The organism is Limibacter armeniacum, from assembly GCF_036880985.1.
Classification (GTDB): Bacteria; Bacteroidota; Bacteroidia; order Cytophagales; family Flammeovirgaceae; genus Limibacter; species Limibacter armeniacum.
The window spans coordinates 408,297-434,758 of sequence record NZ_JBAJNO010000009.1 but is presented as its reverse complement, the minus strand read 5'-3'; the positions used below and the strand labels follow the sequence as shown (position 1 = coordinate 434,758).

Genomic DNA, 26,462 nt, shown 5'->3' with positions numbered 1-26,462 from the left:
AAGAGTGTTCATAAACTAGTGAAGAGTGTAAAACTTCCGGTTTCAATTATACCTATGCGATGCTCAAATAGAAGAATAAAGAGATTAACCTAGCTAGGGAGAAATACTAGTGGAATATGCAATAGGTTGTGGAACTTTGTTTTATTCAATTATCAGAATAATAAAAGCCATCTTTATATCTCATAAAGATGGCTTTTCAATTAATTATAATCGTATCCTAGCTTAACTCAGCTTAAATCCTACTACCAGTAGGTCATCTATCTGACTTTGAGGTTTTGAGCCACTGTGACTCCATTTTTTGACAAAATCAGCAAGTACTTTTTCCTGCTCATCCATTGGCTTTGAATGGATCACATAAAGAAGCTCTAGGAATCGTTTATTCATCAGTTTTCGTCCTTCTGGACCTCCAAACTGATCGGCATAACCATCTGAGAAAATATAGAAAGTAGTTGGCGTATCAACCTTTATACGGTGTTTGCTGTATTGGAAACCTACCTCAGCATTACCAATTGAGAACTTATCTCCTTTGATGCGGAATACCTTTTGGTTTTTGATATAAATCAGTGGATTCTTGGCTCCAGCAAATTCCAATATCTTTTTCTCCTTATCCCAAACACAAATGGCAATATCCATTCCGTCTCGTGAAAGGGAGCCATCTTTGTGGAGTTGTTCCTGAACACTTTTGTTTAGTAAGTCTAAGATCTTCTCAGGAGAAGTTTCTTTTTTGATGGTGACAGCTTGTCTTAAGAAGCTATCTCCTAGCATAGACATCAATGCGCCTGGAACACCATGACCTGTACAGTCTACAGCAGCAACAATTAATTTGTCACCTGTGTCTTCTAACCAATAGAAGTCTCCACTGACGATATCTTTTGGCTTGTAGAAGATAAATGATTGAGGAAGCATTTCCTGTACAGCCTCTGTAGAAGGAAGAATAGCTTTCTGAATCTTGTGAGCATAGTTGATGCTAGCAGTAATCTTTTTATTCTTCTCTTCAATAAGTTTTCCATTTTCCTCAACCACGTCACGCTGTGCGGCGATCTCCTCATTTTGCTGTTCCAGTTCAAGATTCATTTCCTGCATGTCGAGGTTGATCTGGCGAAGCTTTTCGGATTGGGAGAGTATCTCCTCATTTCTTTGAGCCAGCTCTTCTGTACGTTCTTGTACTTTTGCTTCTAAAGTTTCCTTAGCTTCTTTTTCAACCCTTATACGTTCCTGTATTGCATGCTTATGCTCTTCACGATAGATTCTGTATCGATCACCTAGAGCCATGGAAAGGAAGGCAACCTGAATGATATTACCGATGGTCATGGCATTTTCCGTCCAGAAATTAGCAGGAACAACGTTGGTGATTTTTACTACATAGATACCAATACCAATTAGGTAAAAGAACCAAGCCATTGTAAAGAATCTGGCATATCGATGTCCTTTCGCCCATGCCGTAAAGCCAGTGAACAAAATTGAGAATCCAGCAGGCATTGCCGTTACACGGGCAATCATGGTTGCCGTTGCATATCCAAAAATTGGTTCAGAAATGATATTTAGGATACCTAAGCCATACATCGAATATAGAAGTATAGCTGTAGCAGGGGCATACTTTTTCGGATTGAGAAATTTGAATGTAAACCAAGTGGAACCAATTACCCAAATTCCGATAACCATCAGAGTTACCCTATTGGCAATAGCAGGGTAATCATACAGGATATATTGGAACACATGCCCTTCAAGCGAATGGTAAAAGAGCGTACTCATGATTACAGGCAATGCGTACACAAGGTAGCTGTTATCACGAATCGAGAAATACAGGAATATGTTGTAAAGACACAAGAGCATCATCATTCCGAAGAAGATACCATTACCTAGCTCTTTCTTTGTGCTGACCTCAACGAATTTGTTTTCTCGGTAGATCTTAAGCGGTAATGTGATGGGGCCTTCTGTCTGTACTCTCAGGAAGAGTGAATATTTACCTTCTTTCCTCAAATCCAAGGGGTATAGAAAGTGCCTGTGCTTGAGTGGCCGCTTACTGAAATTATAGCGGTCACCTGTTTGGTAACTGCTGATGTTTCCATCTGGGTCTTTCAGGTAAATGTCCAAATAATCAAGTGACGGATAACCAATCTCCAGCAGCCAATCATTGATGGAAGTGTGATCTTGGTTGATGATGTCGGTTTTGAACCAAAAGATATTGGTCGAAAAACCTAAATCTAAGATGCCTGTATCTGTGTTTGGAATAAAACCATCAAAACTGTCTGTAGCAATGTCTTCAATGGTTTTCTCATTCTCTGGGTCAATGTAAATGGATATGTTGGGTGTTGGGTCAATTACATCAAAATTTTGATCCAAAGTTAGTTCTGAGTTGCTTTGTCCGTTGGCAAGTAGGCTTGTTAGTAGTATCACTATCAAGGACAAGGCCCTGACGCTAGGATAGTTCATATAATGAATAAAAGGTTATATGTACAATATTTTATTAGTTTAGTAATATAAGTCAATTATTAGAAAAATATTATCTGTAGAATAATAAAATCATATAATTTTCGATTAAATACATGGATTTGTGGAGCAGCTTCGGTATTTTAATCTAGTTAGTGCTGAAAAAGGAATTCAGCAACCTAATCATTAATGCCAATAAACACTTTATGTTAGATCTAGTCGAAAGAGCCAAAAGGTACAGCCCACGTACCGCATTGTGCGACAAAGAAGGTAGTTTTACATACCAACAATTACTACAGGATTCATCAAAAGTCGCAGCCTCTCTTCTTGCAGGAAGTCAGGATTTATCCGAAAAAACGATTGCTTTCTTGGCTCCCTCATCATATGCATATGTAGTAATGCAATGGGGAATATGGAGAGCTGGAGGAATAGCAGTTCCACTATGTGTATCACATCCTAAGCCAGAGATGCAATATGTATTGGAAGATGCTAAAGCTGAGTTACTTCTATTTCATGAATCATTTCAAGATAGGGTAGGTGAACTAGCCAATGAGACTGGGGTTGAGACGCTTTCATATTATCAGGCTAAGGAAAGTAAAGTATGCCAATTGCCAGATGTTGACCTTTATCGAAGGGCAATGATGATTTATACAAGTGGTACCACTGGTAAACCGAAAGGAGTCGTAACAACGCATGCTAATATTATGGCTCAGGTACAGGCATTAACTGATGCTTGGGAATGGGGAGCTGATGACTATATTCTGAATGTGCTTCCGCTCCATCATGTTCATGGTGTGGTCAATGTGTTGACATGTGCCATGTGGTCAGGGGCAAAGTGTATGATGTTACCAAGGTTTGATGCGAAAGAAGTTTGGCAATTGTTCGGTCAAGAACCGTTTACCGTATTTATGGCTGTACCAACTATTTACAGCAAATTGATACAATACTTTGACCAGGCTAGTGAGGAGGAACAGCGTGAGTTGAAAATGGCTTGTTCAAAGATGAGACTGATGGTTTCCGGATCTGCGGCATTGCCAGTGAGTGTCATGAAGAAGTGGGAGGAAATCAGTGGGCATTTCCTGCTAGAAAGATATGGAATGACTGAAATAGGAATGGCACTTTCGAATCCTTATCATGAAACGCGTCAAGCAGGGTGTGTAGGTAAGCCATTGCCTGGTGTGAAAGTTAGGGTGTTGAATGAAGCTGGAGCTGCAGTAGGTACTAATGAAGTCGGCGAGTTATATGTAAAGAGTGATACGGTGTTTCTTGAATATTGGAATCGGGTTGAAGAAACCCAGAAGGCTTTTCTGGAAGGAGGTTGGTTCAGGACTGGAGATATGGTAGAATTTAATGAGGAGGGAGTTTTCAAGATTGTAGGTAGAAAGTCTGTAGATATTATCAAGACGGGAGGCTATAAGGTTTCTGCATTGGAGATAGAGGAAGTTTTAAGACAAAACGAGCAAGTAGCAGAATGTGCTGTTGTTGGAATTCCTGATGAAGAATGGGGACAGGTTATAGCAGCAGCGATTGTGCCCAAGGAAGAAAAAGTAGATACAAAAGTCCTTGAGGATTGGCTGAAAGGTCAATTGGCTAGTTATAAGGTGCCTAAAAAATATTTATTGGTAGATGACTTACCCCGAAATGCAATGGGGAAAGTCATGAAACCAAAAGTAGTTACCTTGTTTAAATAATTAGATCCAACTTCAGAAGTTTGAACGGATACTCTCTTCCAAAAGGTCTTGGAGAGAATTGATATTTTGATACTTCCAACCCATCTGGCGTGCAACTAGTTGATAGATTGCTGACGGATGGGTTTGTTGTTTGATGTCCCGAATAGAAGTAGCTCCTTCTGATTTGGATAGTTTGACTCCATTGTCAGTAATAAGCGGGTGGTGATAAAAACTGGCATTAGTAAAAGCTTCATAGTTGGAAGATTTTGCCAGATAAAGTTGAGCTGCTGTTGAGGAAAGCAAATCTTCACCTCTTACGATAAAATCAATTTCGTAGGCTAGATCATCCGCAAGAGACGCAACTTGATATGCAATGATCTCATCCTTTCTCCTAACAATAAAATCCCTCATTTCTTCATAAAGGTTTACAGAGATTAGCCCTTGTTTTAAATCAGGTACAAGAATTTTTTCAGGTACCGTTTTAATGCGCCAAGCTACATTTTCACTGGAAAGGTCTTTATGAAGGTTACGACAGGTCAAAGGGTAATGCCCATCGTTAGAAAATTTTTTTATCTGTGATCTGGTACACTTACAGGCATATACCAAGTTGTTGTCAATCAGCTTAGAAAGCAATTTTTCATATTGGTCAGTCCTGAGCGTCTGAGAATAGTGCTGAAGAAAATTCTCAACCCCAGATGGTCCTTCATCGTAATCTAATTGTAACCATTCAAGAGTCTGAAAGATATCATCTAAAAACTCTGGACGGGAGCGAGAAGCGTCAATGTCATCTATTCGAAGCAGAATAGAGCCATTCCTCGATTTGGCTAATAACCAAGTAAGTATAAATGAAAAGGCATTTCCAATATGAAGATATCCGCTAGGAGTAGGGGCAAATCTGGTTCTCATGACTAAAAGTGCGCTTTCAAATAATGGTAGAATACAATTTTCGAATAAGGATCGAGTTTTAAAAACAGGATGCAATCTACTATATTATTTTTTTAATATAGAATAGCACTGCACCATAAAGGAAGAAAACGTCAGGGAAATCGGAAGACAGAATCGCTAACCTTTTTAGGCATCTGTCCAAGAATTGCTATATTTCGACATAATGGTACAATTGCTAAAAATGTATGGTAATTAAAGAACTTTATTCTAAGAAGGGTTAAGTACCATTTACTAGAGTAGTAAGAAATAACACTAAAGTATACTGATATGCCATTTGGTTTTTTTAAGAAAAACAAAAAAGAGGAAGAGCCTCATTATGACCCGACCAATATCAAAGTGACAGACATTCGGAAAGGGTTTGTACTTGACTATGACCTGAAAACTTGGGAAGTGCAGGACGAGTATGAGTATGATTGGGGAGACAATAACTTTAGTTATGAGTTTAAACTTGTCTCTGCGGATGATGTTGTTTTCTTGAGTGTAGAAGAAGATGACTTTGTTGAGTGTACTGTAACTCGCAAACTTAACTTCAATAAGTTGGATGAAGAGATCGAGGAAGCGATCCTTAGTAAAGGAAAACCTCCAAGACAGATCATTTACAACGGCACTGTATTTTATCGAGATGGAGAGCACGCTGGATATTTCAGAAATATCAAGGATACCTCTTTCCAGCCATTTGTTTCTTGGGAATATTATGATGACTCAGAGAAGCAGGTATTGGTGATAGAGCAATGGGGAGATGAGGATTTTGAGGCTTCAATTGGAAAAGTGGAAAGTGAGAGTGACTTTAGTAATATCTTGCCAATTGAGATGTAGTATCAGCTTATTCAAACTATAATTATCCATAAATTTTTTTAGTTGATTTAAATTCAAAAATGAAAAGAATAATCACTTTTATCGTATTAGCACTTGCCGTAACAGCTTGTTCATCAAGTGATCGCAGGTTTCAGAAGACTCCTGTCGATGAGCTAATCAAGACGATGGACAAGAAAGATAATTTTACCATTGTACTGTACGACATGGATTTGGAGGAGCATACATTTTCTTCAGATATCTACAGACATAAATATAAGGTAGTGACTTTGGAGGAGAACGCTGCTGACTCAACAGTTACACCAAAGTCAATCGAAACAGAGTGGTATGAAGTACCGGAGTGGTATTTTGATGACCATGTCAATGATATGGGAATGGAAATCGCTGCTAAGCAAGATGGTAAAGTAACAAAACAGGTAGCTCCAGCAGGATATTCTCAGTATGTAGGCAATTCAAAATACGGTCGTTGGGAAACAAACAGTAGTGGTGAAAGCTTCTGGTCGTTTTATGGTAAGTATGCCATGATGCGTTCCCTGTTCGGTATGACATTCTACCAGCCAGTGTACAGAAGCTACTATACGGACTACTCACGTTACAGAACAGCAGGACGTCCTTATTATGGTACTACTACAGTAGGGGTAACAAAAACGTCACGCTATGGCACATTTTCAGCTGCATCAAAGTCATCATCAATGGCTAATAGATCATTTACAAGTAAGTTGAGTTCTAATAGCTCATTCAGAAATAAAGTAAACAGAAGTGTATCAAGAAGTCCATCTTCTGTGGCAGCAGGTACACGTTCTAAAACCTCTCGTTCTTCATCAAGATACGGAAGCTCTTCTTCGTCTTCTTCAAGAAGTCGTTCTTCAGGAAGAGGAGGTAAGTAATCGGATTACTTTACAGCATTGAAAAGGAGTGGAAGCTAGGCTTCCACTCCTTTTTTATTTTATATTAAAAATAGTCTGAAACCAATAGAATTATCATTAATCCAACTTTTATTTTACTATGAAATGTGTACACACCTTTCTAATTCTTGTCATAGCCTTTTGCTCCTGTACTCCTGAAGATGCCCCTCTTGAAAAGTTTATCAAGAGTATTGAAACAAAAGAAAACCTGATCGTCACATTATATGATGTAGACTTTACTGTTAAGGGAAAAAATAAGAACGGAGTTGATAAGGACTTTAAACATAAGTATAAGGCAGTAGCTGTCAATTATAATGAGAAGGATGGTTCCATTAAGCCAAAGGTTTATTACTCTAATTGGCTACCAGTCTCTTCTTATACATTTAAAGGGTACTGGAATTATATCGGGATGAAAGTAGGCACCAGAGAAAATGGCAAAATCAGGACTGATGGAGGGTATCATGCTCATGGGGTTCCGGCTGGTTTTAAATATGTTGATGATGTAAGGTTGGGAAATTGGGTAGTGAATGATAGGGGAGTGGAAGTTTGGCAGTTTAATCCTAAATATGCAGAGATAGCAAGCTTGTTTGACATGACCTTTTATCGTCCTGTTAGTAAGGGCTTGTTTGGCAAGTATAAAGCTGCAACATCTCAAAGACAAAGGGAAGAGGTTGCATTGAGGTTTGGATCTGTCTCAACTACAGCATTGGCAATGAAGGATGAGTTGAGTTCAAGGAAATTTTATAGTAAGTACAATCCTGAAGATATAAGCGACTTTCTTTTTATGAGAGGAGGAATAGGAGGTAATGTTTTTGACAATTACAGGTTGCTTTATACAGATTTTTACCCAGTGATGAGGCTGATGAAAGCGCATCAAGGTGATTGTAGCATTATACTGGAAGATATGAATATAGAAGAGGACTCTGTAGGTGGGAAGCATATCTATAAGCATAAGTACAAAGTGGTTCAAATGGAGCAGCGTGCTAAAGATTCTACTTCAATTCCTGAAGTGTATGTGTCAGATTGGTATGAGATCCAGAAGTGGCTTTTTGATGAACATGTCAATGACATGGGGATGGAACTTGTCTCAAGGCAGGATAATCTCCTTTCGTTTCAGGTAACTCCAGAAGGATTTTCTCAGTATGTAGGTAACCCTGAATATGGAGAGTGGAAAACAGATCGCAACAATGAGAGCTATTGGTCATTTTATGGCAGGTATGCCATGCTTAGAACTATATTTGGTTCAACATTTCACCAACCTGTTTACCGGAAACACTATCATACACATCTAAAAAACAGACAAGTCAGTAAGTCATATTATGGTGCTTCGGTATCAGGTAAACCAAAATATGGGACTTTTTCAACCTCATCCTTAACCTCTACCGCAGGCAAAAGTACATTTACACAAAAGTTTGCCAGAAATGACCGTTTTAAGGAGATGGTCAAGACAAGTGTAGCAAGCAGCTCTGCTTCTGTTCAGGCAGGAACAAGGTCCAAGCCAAGCACGACAACTACTTCAAAGACTAGTCACTCTTCTTTGAGATATGGAAGCTCAAGTAGCTCCTCCTCCAGTAGCAGCTCAAGTTCATCATCTTACCGTAAAAGGTCATCAAGCAGAGGAGGAAAATAAATGTACTTGTTCAGAAAAGTCCCCGGCAGATAAATAGTCTGTCGGGGATTTTTTTTTACAAGATGATGTTAGAAAAATATCATGTAAGAAACGAATACGACAACCAACCCACCAATAACAAGCTGTTGTACACTCTTACCCTGAATCCCTTTTTCCATTACAGATTGTTTGGGGTCTTCCGGATTGTAATAAATATCGATGATGTCGCCACGGTTTACGGATTCAGCTGTTCCAAGGTCTAAAACAAAGTTGCCATGTTCGAACTTATGACCGGTTTTGTATTTGTAAGAGATCTTTACCTTTCCTCCGGGGGCAAGCTCAATTTTAGCGTTGGTTGCCTTAAGTGATTTCTCCTGACTTACTTTGGTGACGATTCCTTCAGTTGTAGCCCACTTGCTGCTAGCAAGTCCCTTTAAAATACCGCTGATGCCATTGGCAAGCATGATCACTCCAAATACCATAATGGCAAATAGGAGTAAATTGATAAATAATGAGGTCATAGTGATGTGTTGTTTTTGGGTTTAGCATTATTTCCTAGAAAAATCTAATTAATACTTTGTTAATGTACAAGTGATGATGGATTAATTTGATTGAATTTTAGTGAGTTATGTTCATTGTTGTTGTTTGATTTATCATAAAAACATCCTGTTTCACTAAAAAAGTTAAACAACGAATCTCTAAACCTAATTCTTCTTAAAATCCATTGATAATAGAAGTTTGGCATCAATTTGACTTATAGACCTATTACTAGCTATGACAATAAATTATAATGGAAATGTACTATGATAAGTAAAAGCAATTTTCTACTGATAATCTTAAGCTTGCTAGCAGCCTTGTTAAGTTGTAACCGAAAAACTGGTGACCAAGAGACAATGTCGACAAGGGGAGGTAGACTGCTGCCTGCTTATCAGGATTATTTGGGAGATTACATAACCGAGGGGTACAGTGAAGGGTATTTCCAAAAAATCTATGTTTCAGACCTTGGGAATGATCAGGTTAAGGTGAAGTTTACCGCTTCTAATTTGAAAGGTAGGGCAGGTTGCTCCTTTCAAGGTACTGGTGAATGGAAAGCCAATAGGTTTGAAATTCCATTCTTGTGGGGAAACAAGACGATAATAATGACACTTACTCCTGAGGATAACACAGTATCTGTATCAACGACAAAAGAAGAGGATTTAATGGGCTTGATGTACGCTTGTAGAGGTGGAGGAAGCTTGGCAGGTAAATATGAGAAAATAAAGACGCAGAAATATGTTGGCGCATTTTCCTATATGGCTGATGCACCGATGTTTTATACGTGTGATCAGGAACAAGCTTTTCCTGTTAAGATGACGCCGGCTTATGAGTTACTGGAACACCAATATATGGAGCTGACAACAAAGAAAGCAGGAGAGAAAGTCTATGTTGAAGTAATGGCTTATGTAGAAGAGCAGCCTGCTATGGAAGGTGATGGTACGGAGCAAGCACTTGTGATAACAGATGTAATCAAACTAGATCCTGAAAAAGAATGTAAATAGAATTTTTACATAATTAATAAGAGAAGTAAGCTTCTGACTGTTTGGTGTGTACTGACAGTAAGAAGCTTTTTTTTGTCATTTTTTTAATTGACAGGTAAGGGTAAGCATCGTTTGGATAATCATGAAAGTGGAAAAGGGAAAATACTTGACATAATATAATTGTCATGCCCATTATAAATTACTTTCAAAAACTGAATGAAAACGATCATGAAGACCAATTGGACTGTTAGCCTTCTAGTGTTTTTAATATTTACTTCTACTTATCTGAATGCTCAGCAACCTTTGCAGACAATCAGGGGAACAGTCACTGATGCAGATACTAGGCAGCCTTTACCTGGATGTACTGTTTTGGTGACAGGAGTGCAATTAGGTGCTACAACCAACTATGATGGCAAGTTTATCATTAAAGATGTGCCGTTAGGAAGACAAACCGTTAAAATATCTTTTGTGGGATATGAGGAGCAGGTTGTATCAAACCTGATTGTAACAGCGGCAAAAGAAACAATTCTTGAGGTCAGGTTGACAGAATATGCAGAAACCTTGGATGAGGTAACTGTGGAAGCAGGAGATGACCCTGCTTCTGCTGGAAATGAACTGTCAATGGTATCATCTCGTCCTTTTACGGTAGAAGAAACCAAACGTTTTGCCGGGAGCTTCAATGACCCTGCAAGAATGGCAGTGTCTTTTGCTGGAGTTACAGGAGACCCTAGTGGAAATAATGATATTGTGATTAGGGGTAATTCCCCAAAAGGGATGTTATGGAAACTTGAGGGAGTTGAGATTCCAAACCCTAATCACTTTGGGGATGAGGGAGGTTCTGGAGGCGGTATTTCCATGCTTAACAGCAGTGTATTGGATAACTCGGATTTTCTTACTGGTGCTTTTACTGCTGAGTATGGCAATGCAATGTCTGGGGTGTTTGATATCAGTCTCAGAAACGGTAATGCCTACAAGCGTGAATATGCTTTAGAGTTTGGTTTACTAGGGACTGATTTTACAGCTGAAGGTCCATTCCGTAAGGAAGGAGCTGGATCATATCTTTTAAACTACAGGTATTCAACCCTAAAGCTACTGAACTTAATAGGCGTGGATATTACAGGAGATAATGTGCCAAACTTCCAAGACCTATCTTTTAAAGTGAACCTGCCAACGAAAAAAGCGGGAACATTTACCCTGTTTGGTTTGGGAGGCTACAATTATATCAATGAGGAAGAGTTTGAAGAGACTCAGGGAGATGCTTTGGCATACAGAGGGAAATATTCAGGCATTACAGGAAATGCGGGCATCCGACATAAAATATCGACAGGAAAGAATGGTTTTCTGGAATCAACGGTACTGTACTCCATTACGCAGAAAAGGAGTGAAGCCGACCGAGTTTTTGATTGGGATACCCCAATATTAGAATACTGGGGCAAAAGCAAGTTTGACAATACTGCTTTAAGACTACAAACAGCTTGGTCTCATAAATTCAATTCTAAAAATAAACTAAAAGTAGGAGTGACAGGAAGCTTGTTGGGCTTCAATATGTATGACAACTGGTATGATACAGACGAGGAAGTGTGGGATTATACATTGGATGCTTCCGGCAGTGCTTGGCTTTGGCAGGGATTTGCCAATTGGCAACACCGATTCAGTAACAGTCTGACAGCCAATATTGGGATGCACTCCATGTACTTTCAATTGAATGGCAATCACGTGGTAGAACCAAGGCTAGCATTGAAATGGCACTTGAACCCACAACATGCCATAACAGTAGGAGTAGGGCAGCATAGCCGTATAGAACCTCTTTCGGTATATTATGTTCGTGAAGAAGGTGATGGACAGGTGAGTTTTCCAAATAAGGATTTAGACTTTTCAAAAGCACTTCATTACGTATTGGGTTACCAGTATTTTATGACTGAAAACCTGAACCTTAAAGCTGAGGTATACTATCAGGATTTATATAATGTACCTGTCAAGTATAGTCTGGAAGAGCCTTTTTCATCCTTGAATTATACAGCTGCATATGCGACAGTGCCCATGGTCAATGAAGGGAGTGGTACCAATTATGGTTTGGAGGTAACAGTAGAGCGGTTTTTTGCGGATAGCTATTACCTGTTGGTGACAGGTTCCTTGTACAACTCAACATATAAGGCATTGGATGGAGTTGAACGGAATACAAGGTTCAATGGAAATACAGCATTCAATGTTTTGGGAGGAAAAGAGTTTGAGTGGATAAATAAAAAAGGGAAGAAAAGGACATTTATGGTCAGTACCAAAGGAACTTATGCAGGAGGGCAACGCTATACGCCATTAGATGAGGGCCAGTCCTTGAAAGAAGGGAAAGGTGTTTATGACTATGAGCAGATGTATGGCAAGCAAGGAGATGACTTTTTCAGATGGGATCTTCAGTTAAGCTTGAGAACAGATAAGGCAAAATCGACCCGAACATGGAAATTGGACATTCAGAATGTAACCAACTATCAGGGGATTACATCTTATTACTACAGTACCTTCTCGGATGAGATAAAAGAGAATACACAGTTGGGAATGCTACCAGTGCTCAGCTACAGAATTTCATTTTAAGTATATAAAAACAAAAAATCCGGTTCATTTGAACCGGATTTTTTGTTTGTTAGTAGTTTATTAAAGTGAATGTTAATTCATGAGTAATAACCGTAATTTCATGAAGAAACACAATTTAATTTTAGTTAAATACCATTAATTTCTATAAGTCAAAAATAGAATATGCCCATTTGTAAAGTTGAGCAGCACGAAAACCCGAAAGGGATTGTAATTCTCTTGCATGGTTTGAATAATAAGCCAACAGTTATGGCTGAGTTGGGAAAGAAGTTCTATCAGGCTCAGTACCATACATTATTGGTAGGACTGAATGGTCATGGATGTGGGAATTTGCCATTGAAAAATATAAGCGAAAAGGATTGGCTTCAGGACATTGAGGAAGCTATTGCAAAGGCAGCTGAATTAAAAAGCAACAGCCAACTGCCTGTTTATTTTGTGGGTTTTTCATTAGGAGCCCTTACTTTCCTTACCTATTGTAGCATTCTTCCGGAACAGAGTATAGTTGATAAAGTAATCTTGTTGGCACCTGCCTCATTTACCCATTTTGATACACCTCTGCTCAGAAAGCTGGCTGTATGGGGACGTAGCTGGAAAGTACCTGGCTTTACACCTGCCGAGTTTCAGCAACTGAGATTCTTGCCCATAAACTTTTACCAAAATCTATTGACACTCAAGCGTACACTTGAAAGGAACCAATTCAGAAATACAAATTTGCCCACTTTGGTAATCATGGATACCAAGGATGAAATGGTCAGTTACAAAAAATTGAAAAGGGGTTTGGCACAATATCACCTTACAAATTGGAAAGTGAAGGAAATCGTCGTGACGAGACGTTTAAATGGAAGAAAATGGCATCATTTGATCATCGCAGAAAAAAGTTTGGGGAAAATTGAAAATGAAAAATTGTGGCAGTCAGTGGCGCATTTTTTGGGAGAATAGCTCGAAATGTATCGAATTAACAATGTTGGGAGTTTTGGTAAGAATTATTATGATTTTTTTAACACGATAAAACAGATGAACATACGTTATTCGCAAGCTGTGGCAAGATCTTAGCGAGTTTTAGAGCATCGTCAAGACGGCGAAAAAACCTTATAATCTGACAACCTAACTCTTAACCGATCACCATACGGCTTCTGGCTCAGGAAGCTTTTTGACTAATTTTCATGAAAGAAAAACTACAGCATTTATTGCACGAGGTCTCTTACTACATCCATGTATTTTACAGAATTTCAAAACGTTTCGCAGCAGTCTATTATGACAAGCTGGTAGCCTTTTATCGGGAGGACCCCAAAAAGCGAACTCTCCAAACAGCATTGGCATTATTTGCAGCAGGTGTATTAAGTGTACTGCTGTTGATTGGTGGCGTATATGTCGGATTGTTCGGTAAGCTTCCAAATAAAACAGACCTACTTAATATTGATAACCATCTGGCCTCTGAAATTTATGCCAGTGATGGTGTGAGGTTGGGTAAATACTACATTCAGGAGAGGTCAGATGTATCTTTTGAAGAAATAAATCCTGTAATGATCAATGCCCTTGTGGCGACAGAGGACAGCCGCTTTTTTGAACACAATGGTGTGGACTGGAGAAGTTATGGCAGGGTAATTCTGAAAACACTTCTATTAGGAAATGAGAGTTCAGGTGGTGGAAGTACCTTGAGCCAGCAGCTGCTGAAAAACCTTTATCCAAGAGAAAATTTTGGTTTGCTTTCATTGCCAGTCAGCAAAATCAAGGAAGCTATTGTAGCACAAAGACTCGAAGAAGTCTATTCGAAAGAGCAAATTCTGACGCTTTATTTGAATACCGTTTCTTTTGGTGAAAATGCTTTTGGTATCAGAACTGCCTCGGAGCGTTTTTTCAATACAACACCAGGAAAGCTTGAAGTAGAACAGGCAGCTACATTGGTGGGGATGTTGAAAGCAACATACAGTTTTAACCCACGACTTTTCCCTGAAAGGGCTAAACAAAGGAGAAATGTCGTATTGAGTCAAATGCATAAGAACGGCTACTTGACAGCTGAGGAGCTAGAGAGCCTGTCCGATAAGCCAATGGTTTTGGAGTATAAGTCAGAAAGTCATGATGAGGGGTTGGCGACATATTTCAGGGAGTATCTTCGCAAGAAAGTGGAAGGTATTTGTAGTGGGATCGAGAAGGAGAATGGAGAACCTTATAATATATATACTGATGGCTTGAAAATTTTCACAACAGTTGATAGCAAGATGCAACAGTATGCAGAAAGTGCCGCTAAGTCTCATATGGCATCGTTGCAGAAGTTATTCAATAGTCATTGGAAAGGAAGAGAACCTTGGGCGAAAACACCTGAGGTAGTGCTACAGGAGGTAAGAAAGTCAGACAGGTATAAACGGTTGAAGGCAGGAGGAAAGAATGAGAAGGAAATACTCAAGGAGTTTGATAAGCCTGTTCAGATGGAAGTCTTTACTTGGGGTGGTGAAAAAGAAATGAAGATGAGTCCTCTAGATTCTGTTAAGCATTACCTGATGTTTTTGGACTGTGGTTTTATGGCAATGGATTCAGAAACAGGAGAAGTCAAAGCATGGGTAGGGGGTATCAACTATCAGTACTTTAAGTATGACCATGTCAATATCAATGCAAAAAGACAAGTAGGGTCAACATTTAAACCATTCCTATATACAACAGCCTTAGAGGAAGGATTTACTCCTTGTGATTACTTCTCCAATGAGCAAGTGACATATGAGGAGTATGATGACTGGTCGCCAGGAAATGCAGGTGGTGACCATGAAGGGTATTATACACTGAAAGGAGCTTTGACTAACTCTGTCAATACAGTATCTGTAAAAGTAATGATGGATGTTGGACCTGATAAAGTTGCGGATAAGGCTAGGGAATTGGGTATCCAAAGCGAATTGGATGAAGTGCCTGCATTGGCATTGGGAGCGGCTGATATCTCTCTATATGAAATGGTTGGGGCATATGGGGCATTCTCAAATGGAGGGTACCGTGTCGAACCAACAGTCATTACTAAAATTACCGATGGAAACGGTAAAGTGATTTGGCAAAATAAGGCATTGAAAAAGCAAGAGCCAGTCATTGCTCAAGACAATTGGGAGGCGATAGTTGAGATGCTCAGAGGAGTTGTCAATAGGGGAACGGCGGCAAGTTTACGTTCGACCTATAACCTGCCGAATGATTTTGGTGGAAAAACAGGTACGACTCAATCTCAGGCAGATGGTTGGTTTATTGGATTTACACCTCGACTTGTAACTGGTGCATGGGTTGGGTCAGCATATCCATCCATTCACTTCAGAACGATCAAGTATGGTCAGGGGGCCAGAATGGCATTGCCGATAGCGGCAAAATTCTATCAGCAACTTAATAAGGATCGACGTTACAAAATGTACACAAGACCTGAGTTTCCATTGTTGTCAAGGTCAGTTAGAAGAGAAATGGACTGTGAAGACTTCAGTATGGAGCCAATTAACGAAAGACCAGAATTGTTTGATTTCTTTAATGGACTTTTCTCAAAGGATAAAGAAAATGAGCATAATGAGGAATACGGTAACCCTAATGACGAGTCTGCTGTTGATCCTATAACAGGAGCCCCTGTTCATAAGCAACAAAATGGAGAAAGAAGAAGGCAGGAGGTCAGAAGGAAATCGCCTCAAAGAAAAAATAACCAGAACTTCTTCGAGCGAATTTTTAAAAAGAAGAAAAGAAGAAACAGATAAATCAAAACAGGACAAGGATTACCAAATTCTTGTCCTGCTTTTTTTAGGACATGGCCTTAGCCAAGTCAGCGCCTAAACGAGCATTGTTCAAGACCAGAGCTATATTGGTTTCAAGGCTTTTTCCTTCAGTAATAGATTTGATTTTACTTAACAGGAAAGGGGTAATTTCTTTGCCCGAAACCTGTTGAGTGTTTGCTTCTTTCAAGGCATCCTCAATGGCTTTGTTGATGGTATCTTCATCCATTTCATGGTCAATAGGAACTGGATTTCCAATTACAACTCCTCCATTTAAGCCCAGTTCCCACTTTGTCTTTATCACTTTAGCCAGCACTTCTGGTGAGTCTATTTTTCGATCAACACCAAAACCGCTGTTTCTGAGGTAAAAGGCAGGGAAATTAGAGGTCTGATATCCCAGAACAGGAACCCCATGTGTTTCAAGGTATTCAAGAGTCAATCCAATATCGAGTACTGATTTAACGCCTGCACAGATTACCGCTACATTTGTTCTGGCAAGTTCCATTAGGTCTGCTGAAATGTCCATGGTTTTGTCAGCTCCTCGGTGTACACCACCTATTCCACCTGTTACAAATACCTTGATGCCTGCGAGTGCGGCAATAATCATGGTAGAAGCAACTGTTGTGGCTCCGTCGCCCTGTTGTGCGATGATAAACGGTAGGTCCCGTCTGCTTACTTTTATAACACTTTCGGATTTACCGATGTAGGTGAGGTCATCTAACTCAAGTCCAACTTTAATCCGACCTTTAATAATCGCTATTGTGGCAGGCATGGCACCTCTGTCACGAATGGTCTGTGAGAGTTTTTTGGCAGTGGAAACATTCTCAGGGTAGGGCATTCCTTGTGCAATAATAGTTGACTCCAGTGCAACTACCGGTTTGCCAGATAGCAATGCTTCCCTTACTTCTGGGAGAATGTCTAGATAATTATTAATCATGGCGAGTTGTATGTTATTGGGTTTCTCATTTTAATGTCCTAAATACCTGATAATTAAAATTAAGCTTATTCTAATATTAAAGGAGAATAATTACCCTCATTTGAGTTGAAATAGCTAAAGCGTTTTAGGGTTAAAGATTAATAACAAATTTGAATGAGGGGGATTGGGGGAGTGAATTGTATTATTAGTGTAGTATATAGCAGGTTATATGCTACACGGGACTAGATAAATGCGCAAAGGCATCAGTACATACTACTGATGCTTTGTGCTTTTATAGGCATTTTAGTAATCCGTATGCTGAAGAATATACCTTACTACCTCACATTCGGTATGGAATGGTATATTTCGATCGCTTATGAGTGATTATAGAAAGAATAAGATTTTTTAATGACAGTGTATCACCAATACACGATCTCTTACATAGAATGAAGTAAAGCAAGCCTAATTTACTTGTATATATAACATTGTGAAAAAAAACCTTATGTGAGAAATGAACAATGTTGTTATTAATATTAGGGACATTAAAGTGGTATGAAAAATTAACTCAAAACTTACTACACAATGTCAGTGAAAAAAGTAATACAAAGGCTTAGAGCAGAAAAAGCTAAGCTTACAGCGTCGTCATTTTGTCAGAATATGAGGACAAACCAACACATTTCTCCTGAACTAAAACTCCAATTCATTCCTTCCATGTATTTTTTTGTAATGGGTTTTAGAGACTCTTTAAAGTATTTGGAAGATACTAGCTCTAACAATGAGTTGCAGAGGATGATCAATGAACATTGTAAGGAAGATTCTGAACATTGGAGGTGGTATTTGCAAGACCTTCAATGGCTGCAAGAGCATAAGGTGATCAGTGATGAAGACCTTAAGGTTAATCAGAATAAAGTATGGAGTGACGAATGGTTCTTAGTAAGAAACACTACATATGACATTATTCACTCGATTAAGTCCAATCCTTCTATTCTGAATAGGATGGCAGTATTGCAGGTGCTGGAGTCAACATTTGATGCATTCAATAGTTCGGTAAGCCCTTGTATTCAACAAATGGACAAGTGGGAAGATTTGTATTATTTTGGAAAAATGCATGTAGATTCTGAAGAAGGGCACAGTTCTCATGAGTGGGATTATGATGATTTGGAGAAAGTAGCCTCTTTATATCATGGATTTGGAGAAGAGGAATGTGAAGCTGTTGAGGAAAACGTCGTAAGACTGTTTAATCGGTTTAATGAAATGTTTGAAGTGTGGAACAAGTGTAATGTCAGTTTTATAATGAACTGATATCCATATTATCTGCTCCTAAAAAGTGACTTTTAGGTCAAAATAAGCTGAAAGATCGAAAAAGGTCATTCAGCTTATTTTTTTCTTAGAATTTAGATCACTATTTTAATAGAAAGAGATAACAAGCCTCTAAACCTGTGGGTTACAATCGTTTCACCATTTCATTTTTTTGATCCATTAAATGGAGTGTACAGCCCACAACCCAATAACCAATGGACAACCTAGACAGATTTAGCAGTATCCTGCTGGGAGCTAGCTAAACCATTCAACTTAACCAAATATTTGCGGTATGAAGAAGACCATTACTAAATCATTGCAACTGGAAATTGTTCAGACAGAAGACTACAAATGCCAACTAATAGTCACGAAGAAAGGCATGTCAGGTAACAAGGAATACAATAGGCAGAAGATCCTTGTTTTTGAAGATGATGTGGAAGCATTCGAAAAAGTATTACAAAGGGCAATATCCATGTTCCAAAGGGAGCAACGAGAAGGCAGACCTGAGATTGATCAAGGGCTTCTGGTAACATTAAAGGCACATAACTAATTTTTCGTAATATTGTTTTGAAGGAGTGGTTTTTATAACCAAAATTAATATTTTTGTTAAAAGCAATTAGCCCCTCATTTGTTGCTGAGGGGCTTTGTTATTTGAAATAACTCTTATCCTGCCAGTATTTCTCTACTTTTTTTAGGCACAAAACAGCAGACCAAGACACTTATATACATACAAAACTCCTTAACAACACACACTAACCTTGTAACAATACAATACCTACTTAAACTATAACCAAAATTATGAAAAAGTTATACTTGATACTTGCCCTATCAGCCTTTGTGTTTGCTGGGTGTAATGACGATAGTGAGGATACCAACACAAACGACACCAACTTGGATAATGACTTGGTAGAGGTTTTACAAACAGCTTCAGGAAAATCAGATGCATCTGCTGCTTTGGAGTATTTTACAATGCCTGAAAGTGCTGAATTATCAAAGATTCCTGCTGACCCGAACAACCCTCTAACTGCCGAAAAAGTGACCTTAGGGAAGTTTCTATTTCATGAAACAGCGATGGCGATTAACCCTAAAATAACATCCAACAAACATACCTTCTCTTGTGCAAGCTGTCATCATGTTGCCGCAGATTTTCAGGCAGGCGCTAGGCAGGGAATTGGTGAAGGAGGTGTAGGTTTTGGGAGCCATGGCGAAACTAGAGTTCCTGACAGTGAAATGGATAAAGCAATGGTTGATGTACAGCCAGAACGTTCACCTACTGCCTTAAACGTGGCTTATCAAAAAGAAATGTTGTGGAATGGTCAGTTTGGAGCACTTGGTCAAAATATTGGTACAGATGCACAGTGGACTGTAGGCACACCAAAAGAGAAAAATGTTTTGGGCTTTGATGGTGTAGAGACACAGGCAATTGCTGCTCAGGATGTACATAGACTTGGTGTAGATGAAGAGCTGTTGACAATGGGATATAAAGAGCTTTTTGAAGCGGCTTATCCTGATAAAACAGAGTTTACCAAGATAGAGGCAGGGTTGGCAATGGCTGCTTATGAGCGTACACTGCTTGCAAATAAATCACCATTCCAGCAATGGTTAAAAGGGGATAAGGGAGCTATGACACCTGCTCAAAAGGAAGGTGCTATCCTGTTTTTTGGAGAAGCGGGTTGTTCAGGCTGTCATACAGGACCTGCTTTAAGCTCTAATAGTAGTTTGGAAGTGACGGAATCTTTTTACGCCTTGGGAATGGGAGATTTGAGAGGAGAAGGAGTATTGGAAAATGCAGTTGACTTTACAAAAGAAGATGCAGGAAGAGGCGGGTTTACTGGAAAGGAAGAGGATAATTATAAGTTTAAGGTTCCTCAGTTATATAACTTAAAGCATATGGAATTCTTTGGGCATGGAGGTACTTTACATACACTAGATGAAGTAGTGAAATATAAGAATGAAGGAGTTCCTCAAATGCAGGATCTTCCGTCAGAAAAACTTTCAGATAAATTTGTCCCACTGGGATTGTCAGCGGATGAAGTAGCTGCCATTGTCATTTTCTTGGAGGAGGCATTGTATGATGATAACCTTCAGCGATATGTGCCAACAACACTACCGTCAGGTTATGCTTTCCCTAATAATGATGAGCAGAGTAGAAAAGATCTAGGCATGGAGCAATAGGGAAATTTGCGGCTTAAAAAAGAAGAGGCTGTCTTAATCGATAGGACAGCCTCTTTTATGTTTAGGCTTCTCCAACAAGTTTGACTACTTGTGCCTTGTTTCCGGCAACTCGGTGGATTTTATAAACGTGGTTGTAGATCAGTGGATCATTTTCATTTGGTGAACCAAAGATCAGCCTGATGTTTTTGTCATTAGTAAACTGAATCAAGTCACTCAGGTAACTGTCAGATAGTTTACCTACCTCATCAATCATACAGTGTAGCAGGTAATTATCGGCATTTTTGAATGCATTTTGCTTAAAGACATTCAATAGTGTGATGTAAATCATGGACTTGACCAGAATGTCAGTACCTTCCGAACCAACACTCGAAAGTTTTTCTACCCAGTTGGTGTCGTTGTTATTTTCCCTTACACGGAAAAGCAAATCGAAATTGTCCTGAATAGAAATAGTCTTACGGTTGTCATCATCAATAGCCTTGATCAGTTCGTTCAATAGCTTTTTGGAATCCTTATTGACGTCCATTGTACTTTGTGGCCTGAAAATTTCAGACTGATCGCCAAATACATTCTGTCCTTCCAACTCTTTGACTCTTTTCAGTAATCGGATAATAGGAGAGTCATTCTTCCTAAAATCGAGCTGTATGGACTTGACAACACCTACAAAGTTGGAGTTTTCAAAATCGCCATTGATCTGCTTGATGGTTTCCGAAATTTTGGACGAAGCAGAGGATAAGTCCTGAATTTCGTTGGCAATATTTCGAATAATACCTCCATGCTGCCTCTCAATTTGTTCTCGGACCTGAATGAATCTTTCCTCTTTTACAAATGGGATCAACAAGGAGCTGATAAAAGCTCGTTGTTCACTATCATCCACTGAACTGAACTTAGTCGGGAAATTCAGGATATTGTTTTCAGGGAATTTCTCTGTGAATTTTTTGGTCTTATCCCGAAGCTTGCCCGAAACTAGGTTTTTCTCCTTGAATGAGGTATTGATTTTATTCACCAAACCTTTCAAGTTGAATGTGTCAGGAGCTTCATCCATTTCTTTTGGCTCATCAATCAAATGGGCATAAAGGAAATATGGACTGGTATGGTCTTGCTTGAAGAATGCAAAATCTTCGTAAAGCTCACGCTCACCATCCCTGATGGCAGTTAAGACTTGCTGAAGCTCTTCCCTTAGTGACTTTGTTTCGCTGATATGCCTTGCCTTATCCTGTTCAAACTTGGACTTCAGCATTTGAAGACGTTCTTCCAGCTCTTCTAGCATTTGGCTGTAATGTGCCTCTTTGGACAGCTGAGGCTCATGTACCTTATACTGTGTAGCCCAATTTTTACACTCTTCTATTAACTCTAAAGTAGCTTTCAGTGCTGAAATTTGACGTTGTGTCGCAGTTACTTTATCAGTGTCCACACCTGAACTGTGCAATTGTTCATTCCTGTTCGCTTCCAGCTCATCAAGGTTTTTCTTGAATTCAGCTTCGTATTTTTCTAGGTTTTCAGCAGCTTTTGCTTGTTGCTGTTCCAACGAAAGCTTCAGCTTGTCAATAGCCTCTTCTTTCAGCTTGTCAAATGTCTCTTGCTGTTGAGTGAGCTTGTCCCTGTACTGTTGTAGTACTTCACGGGAAGCTTCCAAGTCAGTAAAGGCTGTTTGCAGGTCACCCTCTATGCGTTGAATGACTGTGTCCTTGCTTGATTGGTGAGAATCCTTCAATTCTTCCATCTCAAGGTGAAGTCTTTTGACCTTATTTTCAGAGCTAGCCAGTTGCGCATAGACTTGCTGTACCTCTTCGTCCAGTTGGCGTACTTGCTGGCGGGAAGTGTCTGTCAGTTGCCTGAGTTGTAGTTCACGGTCCTGTTGGAAACTATCCAGTTTCTTATGCCAGTTAGTGAGTTTTTTCTCCAGTTTCTCTAACTCAGATCTAAAATCATCAGCTTGTTGTGGTTTGATATCGATGGTGCTCAGGTCTAGCTTGATCCCAAAGATGTTATTGCTGTCATCAGAAATTTCTGGCATAAGCCCTTTCGATAACAATACCTCTTCACGGCAGACTTTTCCGATCGTGTTTTCCCAGCCCTCGACATTCAGGTTCAGGAAGTCTTGAAGTGATCCTTCAAATTCTTCCAATCTTTTTTGTTGAAGGTTGATCTTATCTTCAATGTTACTACGCTCTTGTAGCAGTACTTTTTCTTCTGTATTCAGCTTTTGTTCAAGGCTTTCTTTCTTGCTTTCAAAAAGCACCCTCTGGTTTTTGAGTGCTGCCTTTTTTAGCTCATGCTCGCCTTTCAGGGCTGTTAGCTTTTGCGCTTCTTCACTGATTTTCTTCTGATGAATTTCTATTGCGCTATTTCCTTCAGAACCAATCTTAGCCCTTTCTTTGTCCAGCTGTAATTCATTGACTTTTAACCTGCGGATGTCTACATCCTGTTCAGCCGCAGCAAGGTCTTTTTGTAACTGTACAGTAGATTGCTTCTGCTTTTCAGCATTTTCTATGCGGATAGCCTCTGCTTTCTCATGGAACTCAGTCTTTGCATTGTTTAACTCTCGCTCTGTAGTTAGCTTGAAGTTTTCAAAGTTACCCTTCAATTGAGCTTCCTGAGCAGTGTACAATTGCTGAACTTCTTCAGCTTTGGCAGTCAGTGTTCTGAGTGTGGCCTCAAGGTTGGTGATTTTATCCTTGATCGCTATTTCTTCAGCTACTTTATCCAGTATTTCTTCTATCGAATATTTTTCACCATTAATCGAGATAGAAGCATATTGTTTCTTGAGCTGTTCGATCTGTTTGAGAGCACTTTTAGGTTCACCAATCTGTTGGTTAAGTTCTCGAACCTCCTCTTCATTTTCTTGAGCCTTTACCTCAAATGCCTGCTCAATATCGTGCAGTGTGATCTCAAGTTGATCTCTCTTGTTTTTGTCAAGCTTAAGTTGCTTTTCGGTGGCTTTTGCAGCCAAACCAAGTAGGTTTGCCACCTTGTCAAGCTCTTTTTCTTTACCAATTAGCTCATAATATAGCTCAATCAGTTCATCCGCAGTTTCCCTTTGTCTTTCAAAAGTCTCCAAAGCATTCAGCTCTTCCCTGAATTTTTTCAGATGTCGCTCAATGACTGTTAGGTCAATAGGTTTTTGCTCTTCCTCTACGACAGCGTCAATAATTGATTTCTTGATATAGTCAGAGTTGAGGGAAGAAGTCTTGAAGATGTTGGCAATGGCTTTAGGGATACTGGTGGTACGTTTGGCCACCTGTCCAGACCTAGCCTGAAGAAGTCCATAGTTGCGGTAACGACGCAACAGGGTAGAACCATAGATGATATTTCTTAGGTCACCATACTTGATGATTGGTTCTTCAGAATGACGGATTTCACGATTGTTACATGTTTCCCATACAGTTTCAGGTAAAAGAACCTGTCTTTCTTCAGTGATGAAAATGCTTGGGTCATAACCACTGTCCAGAATACGGAATTGCAGTCTGCCTCCGTGCTTATAGCAAACGATACAGTAATCTCCCTCTTCACGGGCTACTTCGTAGATGATATAAGAGTTAAGCTGTTCAAAGTAGTAATCAGAGAATGATCGTTGATTTTCTCGAATACCTAAGTCAGCCTTGTTGCTGGTCGGATTATAAAAGAAGAGGATCGCACGCAATACGGTTGTTTTACCAAAACCATTGGATCCTACAAAGTGAATATTGCCTTCAACTTCAACCTCCGAATAAGGAAGAGAAGCACTGTTGATGAATATCAGTTTTTTGAGATATCTATCTTGGTTTGTCATGTCTGTCAGTTAGTATGTTTAGACGTTAGGTTGAGGGATAGTGAGTTATGTGTGCCTGAGATTGAAACTTGAAAGTCTTTTTCAAAAACTTCTGGCAGGCTTATTTATCACTTCTCGACCTGGTCTACATCCAGCATTTCTATAATCTCTTCAAAATAGTTGTAAGAGGAGAGTACCTTGTAGCTCTCAGTTTCTGGATTTTCACATTCAAAGAAGGAGTCTCTTGTCATCTGCTCGATGATTTTGGTGATCCGTTCACGTATGGTGTCCTTGTCGAAATTCATTCTATTCAGAATCTCTAGCAGGTCGGTGTTAGTCTTGCAGCGTTGCTCGATATCACTTAACGTAAAGCGTGTACCTTCTGAAAACATGTTGTCATAAGTACGGAAAAATGCGAGGTAGTCAATATACTTGTAAAATCGCTCTACCTTTTGTTCCACCATTTGGCGAGGTTGTTCACGGGAAAAACAGAAGTAGTTTGTTCCTCTTTCCAAGACAAAATTAAGTGGTTGGAAGTATTGGTAGAAGTCTTCAAAGTACTGTTCGATCACCTCGTAAAGTTTGCGGACTTCGGCTTTGGAACTGTTGGCACTGACAAAGTGGCCAGCACTCATTACTTCAAAAGCCTTGTTGATATATTTCTTGATATGATCCATTTTAATAGATGCTAGAGTCTAGACATAAGATATTGAACAAAAGGAATCAGAAACCTATAACTGGACGGTTAATTAACGTCACTGTCCATGACTAGCTCTGTTGCTTTACTTTTGCTTTTATTCCCTTTTTTAGGCGTTACTTTAGCAAACTCTTTTCCGTTTAGCTGTAGCCTGTCTTCTTTTTCGGCAGAAAACTCCATCTCACTTTCATAGAGCAGGGCAATCTTACAGAAAACCTTGGTTCGCTCTTCAAATGGTGTTTCAACCTTAAATGGGAAGTCCATTATAAATGAGAAAAGGTCTTTATCTGAAGAGATAAACTTATCCTTGATGCTACCATAGTTAATTCGCTGTTCTATTACTGGCTTGGTATTGATCATGTCAAGATCCAATACCTCACCTGCTTTTATCAGTTTCTGGGAGCGGTGTTGTTGTTTGCCTGCCAATTTCAGGATCATGTCATACCCCTCGTCACTTCTTAAGTGGTCAAGTGACGGACGAGTCCTGAACTGTGGACGAGTGTCCATGAAAAGTGTTCTGTCCTGAGCGAGAACTTCCTCGATATTGGTGTATTTTTCCAACTCATAGTGATCTCTCAGCCGCTTGATTTTCATCAGCTTCTTGAATATGCGCTGATGGTAAACAATGCGGTTAATGAACGCTACAATTTCCTGACTGAGTTCGAGCAGGTTTGTTCGGGCAGGTTTCAGATAATCATGCCTAAGGTGATTGGCAAGACGGTTGAGTTGTTCATCCTGTACAGCCGTAAAGAAGTAATCATCCTTAAGGATGCCTTCCAGTGCCTCAATCAGTTCAATCAGCTTATCGGCCTTTTCATTGTGGTTCTGAATCTTAAGCTTACGGACTTCAGGATTGTCAGCAGTCTTATAATCCTGCATGACCAGCCTGCTCAGGTCAATCACGTTACGTCTGATGACCTTTCCGAGTCGTTTCAGTTCATCTTTGATCTTGTCAACATACTTGTCTTTTTCAGAGATGTCATCTTCAAGGAAGTAGAGCCTGATTCTTCTTTTGATTCCCTTGATTCGGGCATCGATCTCAAAGTTTTGGATATCATCGCGGATTTCCATGAATCCCTCAAGAAACGACATCAGTTGCTCATCCAACTGAACCTTATCTTCATCTTCGGAAACCAGTACTCCTTTGGCAATCAAACTGCGGATAAACTTCTCATCTCCATCCAGCATGTCCACCATCAGGTCAAATGAAACTTCCCGATGTTTGAACAGCATATCAATGATTCTTCGGACCTTGTTGTTGCCAAGTTCCAAGAGTAGTTGATCGACTGATTGAAATGCAGGCATAAGTTTATTGTTAGTGATTATCGAACTGGCATTTAGCCATTGAAATAGCCACGCAAGCTAGTGACTGACAAGTGAAAAAACAATATGTCAGTGGACCGTACGGCTTACGGGGCTGCTAATTTAGCAAA

At 39.5% G+C, this 26,462-nt stretch carries 18 protein-coding genes; 11 read left to right on the top strand and 7 right to left on the bottom strand.

The genetic code is table 11. The annotated features are described in order from the left end of the window. Positions 1-222: 222 nt before the first annotated feature. Complete coding sequence (locus V6R21_RS19460) at positions 223-2,433, bottom strand: 7TM diverse intracellular signaling domain-containing protein (RefSeq protein WP_334245227.1); 2,211 nt, start codon at positions 2,431-2,433, stop codon at positions 223-225. Between the two features lie 203 nt (positions 2,434-2,636). Between V6R21_RS19460 and V6R21_RS19455 the strand changes: the two genes are divergently transcribed. Beyond that, positions 2,637-4,121: an acyl-CoA synthetase gene (locus V6R21_RS19455; RefSeq protein ID WP_334245226.1), complete on the top strand. Its 1,485-nt coding sequence runs from the start codon at positions 2,637-2,639 to the stop codon at positions 4,119-4,121. A gap of 12 nt (positions 4,122-4,133) precedes the next feature. Here the strand turns inward: V6R21_RS19455 and V6R21_RS19450 are convergent, their stop codons facing one another. Further along, on the bottom strand, positions 4,134-5,006 hold the full coding sequence (locus tag V6R21_RS19450; RefSeq protein WP_334245225.1) for a glutamate--tRNA ligase family protein: 873 nt from the start codon (positions 5,004-5,006) through the stop codon (positions 4,134-4,136). 306 nt (positions 5,007-5,312) lie between these two features. On the opposite strand from V6R21_RS19450, the gene V6R21_RS19445 reads away from it, so the two are divergent. The 3 genes from V6R21_RS19445 (at position 5,313) to V6R21_RS19435 (ending at position 8,393) form a co-directional block, all read left to right on the top strand. Continuing rightward, positions 5,313-5,861 carry a DUF4178 domain-containing protein gene (locus V6R21_RS19445; protein ID WP_334245224.1) on the top strand — a complete coding sequence of 183 codons (549 nt, stop codon included), beginning with the start codon at positions 5,313-5,315 and terminating at the stop codon, positions 5,859-5,861. Between the two features lie 59 nt (positions 5,862-5,920). Beyond that, positions 5,921-6,745 carry a membrane lipoprotein lipid attachment site-containing protein gene (locus V6R21_RS19440; RefSeq protein WP_334245223.1) on the top strand — a complete coding sequence of 275 codons (825 nt, stop codon included), beginning with the start codon at positions 5,921-5,923 and terminating at the stop codon, positions 6,743-6,745. Between the two features lie 118 nt (positions 6,746-6,863). Further along, on the top strand, positions 6,864-8,393 hold the full coding sequence (locus V6R21_RS19435; protein WP_334245222.1) for a hypothetical protein: 1,530 nt from the start codon (positions 6,864-6,866) through the stop codon (positions 8,391-8,393). Positions 8,394-8,461: 68 nt separating this feature from the next. Here V6R21_RS19435 and V6R21_RS19430 read toward each other — a convergent pair whose 3' ends face one another. Then, positions 8,462-8,893, bottom strand: coding sequence for a DUF3592 domain-containing protein (locus V6R21_RS19430; RefSeq protein ID WP_334245221.1), 432 nt, complete (start codon positions 8,891-8,893; stop codon positions 8,462-8,464). 372 nt (positions 8,894-9,265) lie between these two features. On the opposite strand from V6R21_RS19430, the gene V6R21_RS19425 reads away from it, so the two are divergent. The 4 genes from V6R21_RS19425 to V6R21_RS19410 all read left to right on the top strand — a co-directional run bounded on the left by V6R21_RS19425 (position 9,266) and on the right by V6R21_RS19410 (position 16,179). Continuing rightward, the gene (locus V6R21_RS19425) at positions 9,266-9,910 is read left to right on the top strand and encodes a hypothetical protein (RefSeq protein WP_334245220.1); all 645 of its coding nucleotides are present in this window, start codon (positions 9,266-9,268) and stop codon (positions 9,908-9,910) included. A gap of 195 nt (positions 9,911-10,105) precedes the next feature. Beyond that, positions 10,106-12,475 (top strand): TonB-dependent receptor, encoded by a 2,370-nt coding sequence (locus V6R21_RS19420; RefSeq protein ID WP_334245219.1) that lies wholly within the window; start codon positions 10,106-10,108, stop codon positions 12,473-12,475. 162 nt (positions 12,476-12,637) lie between these two features. Then, a complete protein-coding gene (locus V6R21_RS19415) occupies positions 12,638-13,411 on the top strand; it encodes an alpha/beta hydrolase (protein WP_334245218.1) in 774 nt (257 codons plus the stop codon). Positions 13,412-13,635: 224 nt separating this feature from the next. After that, positions 13,636-16,179, top strand: coding sequence for a penicillin-binding protein 1A (locus V6R21_RS19410; RefSeq protein WP_334245217.1), 2,544 nt, complete (start codon positions 13,636-13,638; stop codon positions 16,177-16,179). A 43-nt stretch (positions 16,180-16,222) separates the two neighbouring features. On the opposite strand, the gene V6R21_RS19405 is transcribed toward V6R21_RS19410, so the two are convergent. Beyond that, positions 16,223-17,131 (bottom strand): pseudouridine-5'-phosphate glycosidase, encoded by a 909-nt coding sequence (locus V6R21_RS19405; protein ID WP_334245216.1) that lies wholly within the window; start codon positions 17,129-17,131, stop codon positions 16,223-16,225. Positions 17,132-17,767: 636 nt separating this feature from the next. On the opposite strand from V6R21_RS19405, the gene V6R21_RS19400 reads away from it, so the two are divergent. The 3 genes from V6R21_RS19400 (at position 17,768) to V6R21_RS19390 (ending at position 20,584) form a co-directional block, all read left to right on the top strand. Next, on the top strand, positions 17,768-18,412 hold the full coding sequence (locus V6R21_RS19400) for a hypothetical protein (RefSeq protein ID WP_334245215.1): 645 nt from the start codon (positions 17,768-17,770) through the stop codon (positions 18,410-18,412). A 289-nt stretch (positions 18,413-18,701) separates the two neighbouring features. Continuing rightward, the gene (locus tag V6R21_RS19395) at positions 18,702-18,959 is read left to right on the top strand and encodes a hypothetical protein (protein WP_334245214.1); all 258 of its coding nucleotides are present in this window, start codon (positions 18,702-18,704) and stop codon (positions 18,957-18,959) included. A gap of 248 nt (positions 18,960-19,207) precedes the next feature. Next, positions 19,208-20,584: a cytochrome-c peroxidase gene (locus V6R21_RS19390; RefSeq protein ID WP_334245213.1), complete on the top strand. Its 1,377-nt coding sequence runs from the start codon at positions 19,208-19,210 to the stop codon at positions 20,582-20,584. A gap of 61 nt (positions 20,585-20,645) precedes the next feature. Here V6R21_RS19390 and V6R21_RS19385 read toward each other — a convergent pair whose 3' ends face one another. The 3 genes from V6R21_RS19385 to V6R21_RS19375 all read right to left on the bottom strand — a co-directional run bounded on the left by V6R21_RS19385 (position 20,646) and on the right by V6R21_RS19375 (position 26,334). Beyond that, positions 20,646-24,353 carry an ATP-binding protein gene (locus tag V6R21_RS19385; RefSeq protein ID WP_334245212.1) on the bottom strand — a complete coding sequence of 1,236 codons (3,708 nt, stop codon included), beginning with the start codon at positions 24,351-24,353 and terminating at the stop codon, positions 20,646-20,648. A gap of 107 nt (positions 24,354-24,460) precedes the next feature. Next, positions 24,461-25,009 (bottom strand): condensin complex protein MksE, encoded by a 549-nt coding sequence (locus V6R21_RS19380; RefSeq protein ID WP_334245211.1) that lies wholly within the window; start codon positions 25,007-25,009, stop codon positions 24,461-24,463. Between the two features lie 68 nt (positions 25,010-25,077). Beyond that, positions 25,078-26,334 carry a Rossmann-fold NAD(P)-binding domain-containing protein gene (locus V6R21_RS19375; RefSeq protein ID WP_334245210.1) on the bottom strand — a complete coding sequence of 419 codons (1,257 nt, stop codon included), beginning with the start codon at positions 26,332-26,334 and terminating at the stop codon, positions 25,078-25,080. Between the last annotated feature and the right edge of the window lie 128 nt (positions 26,335-26,462).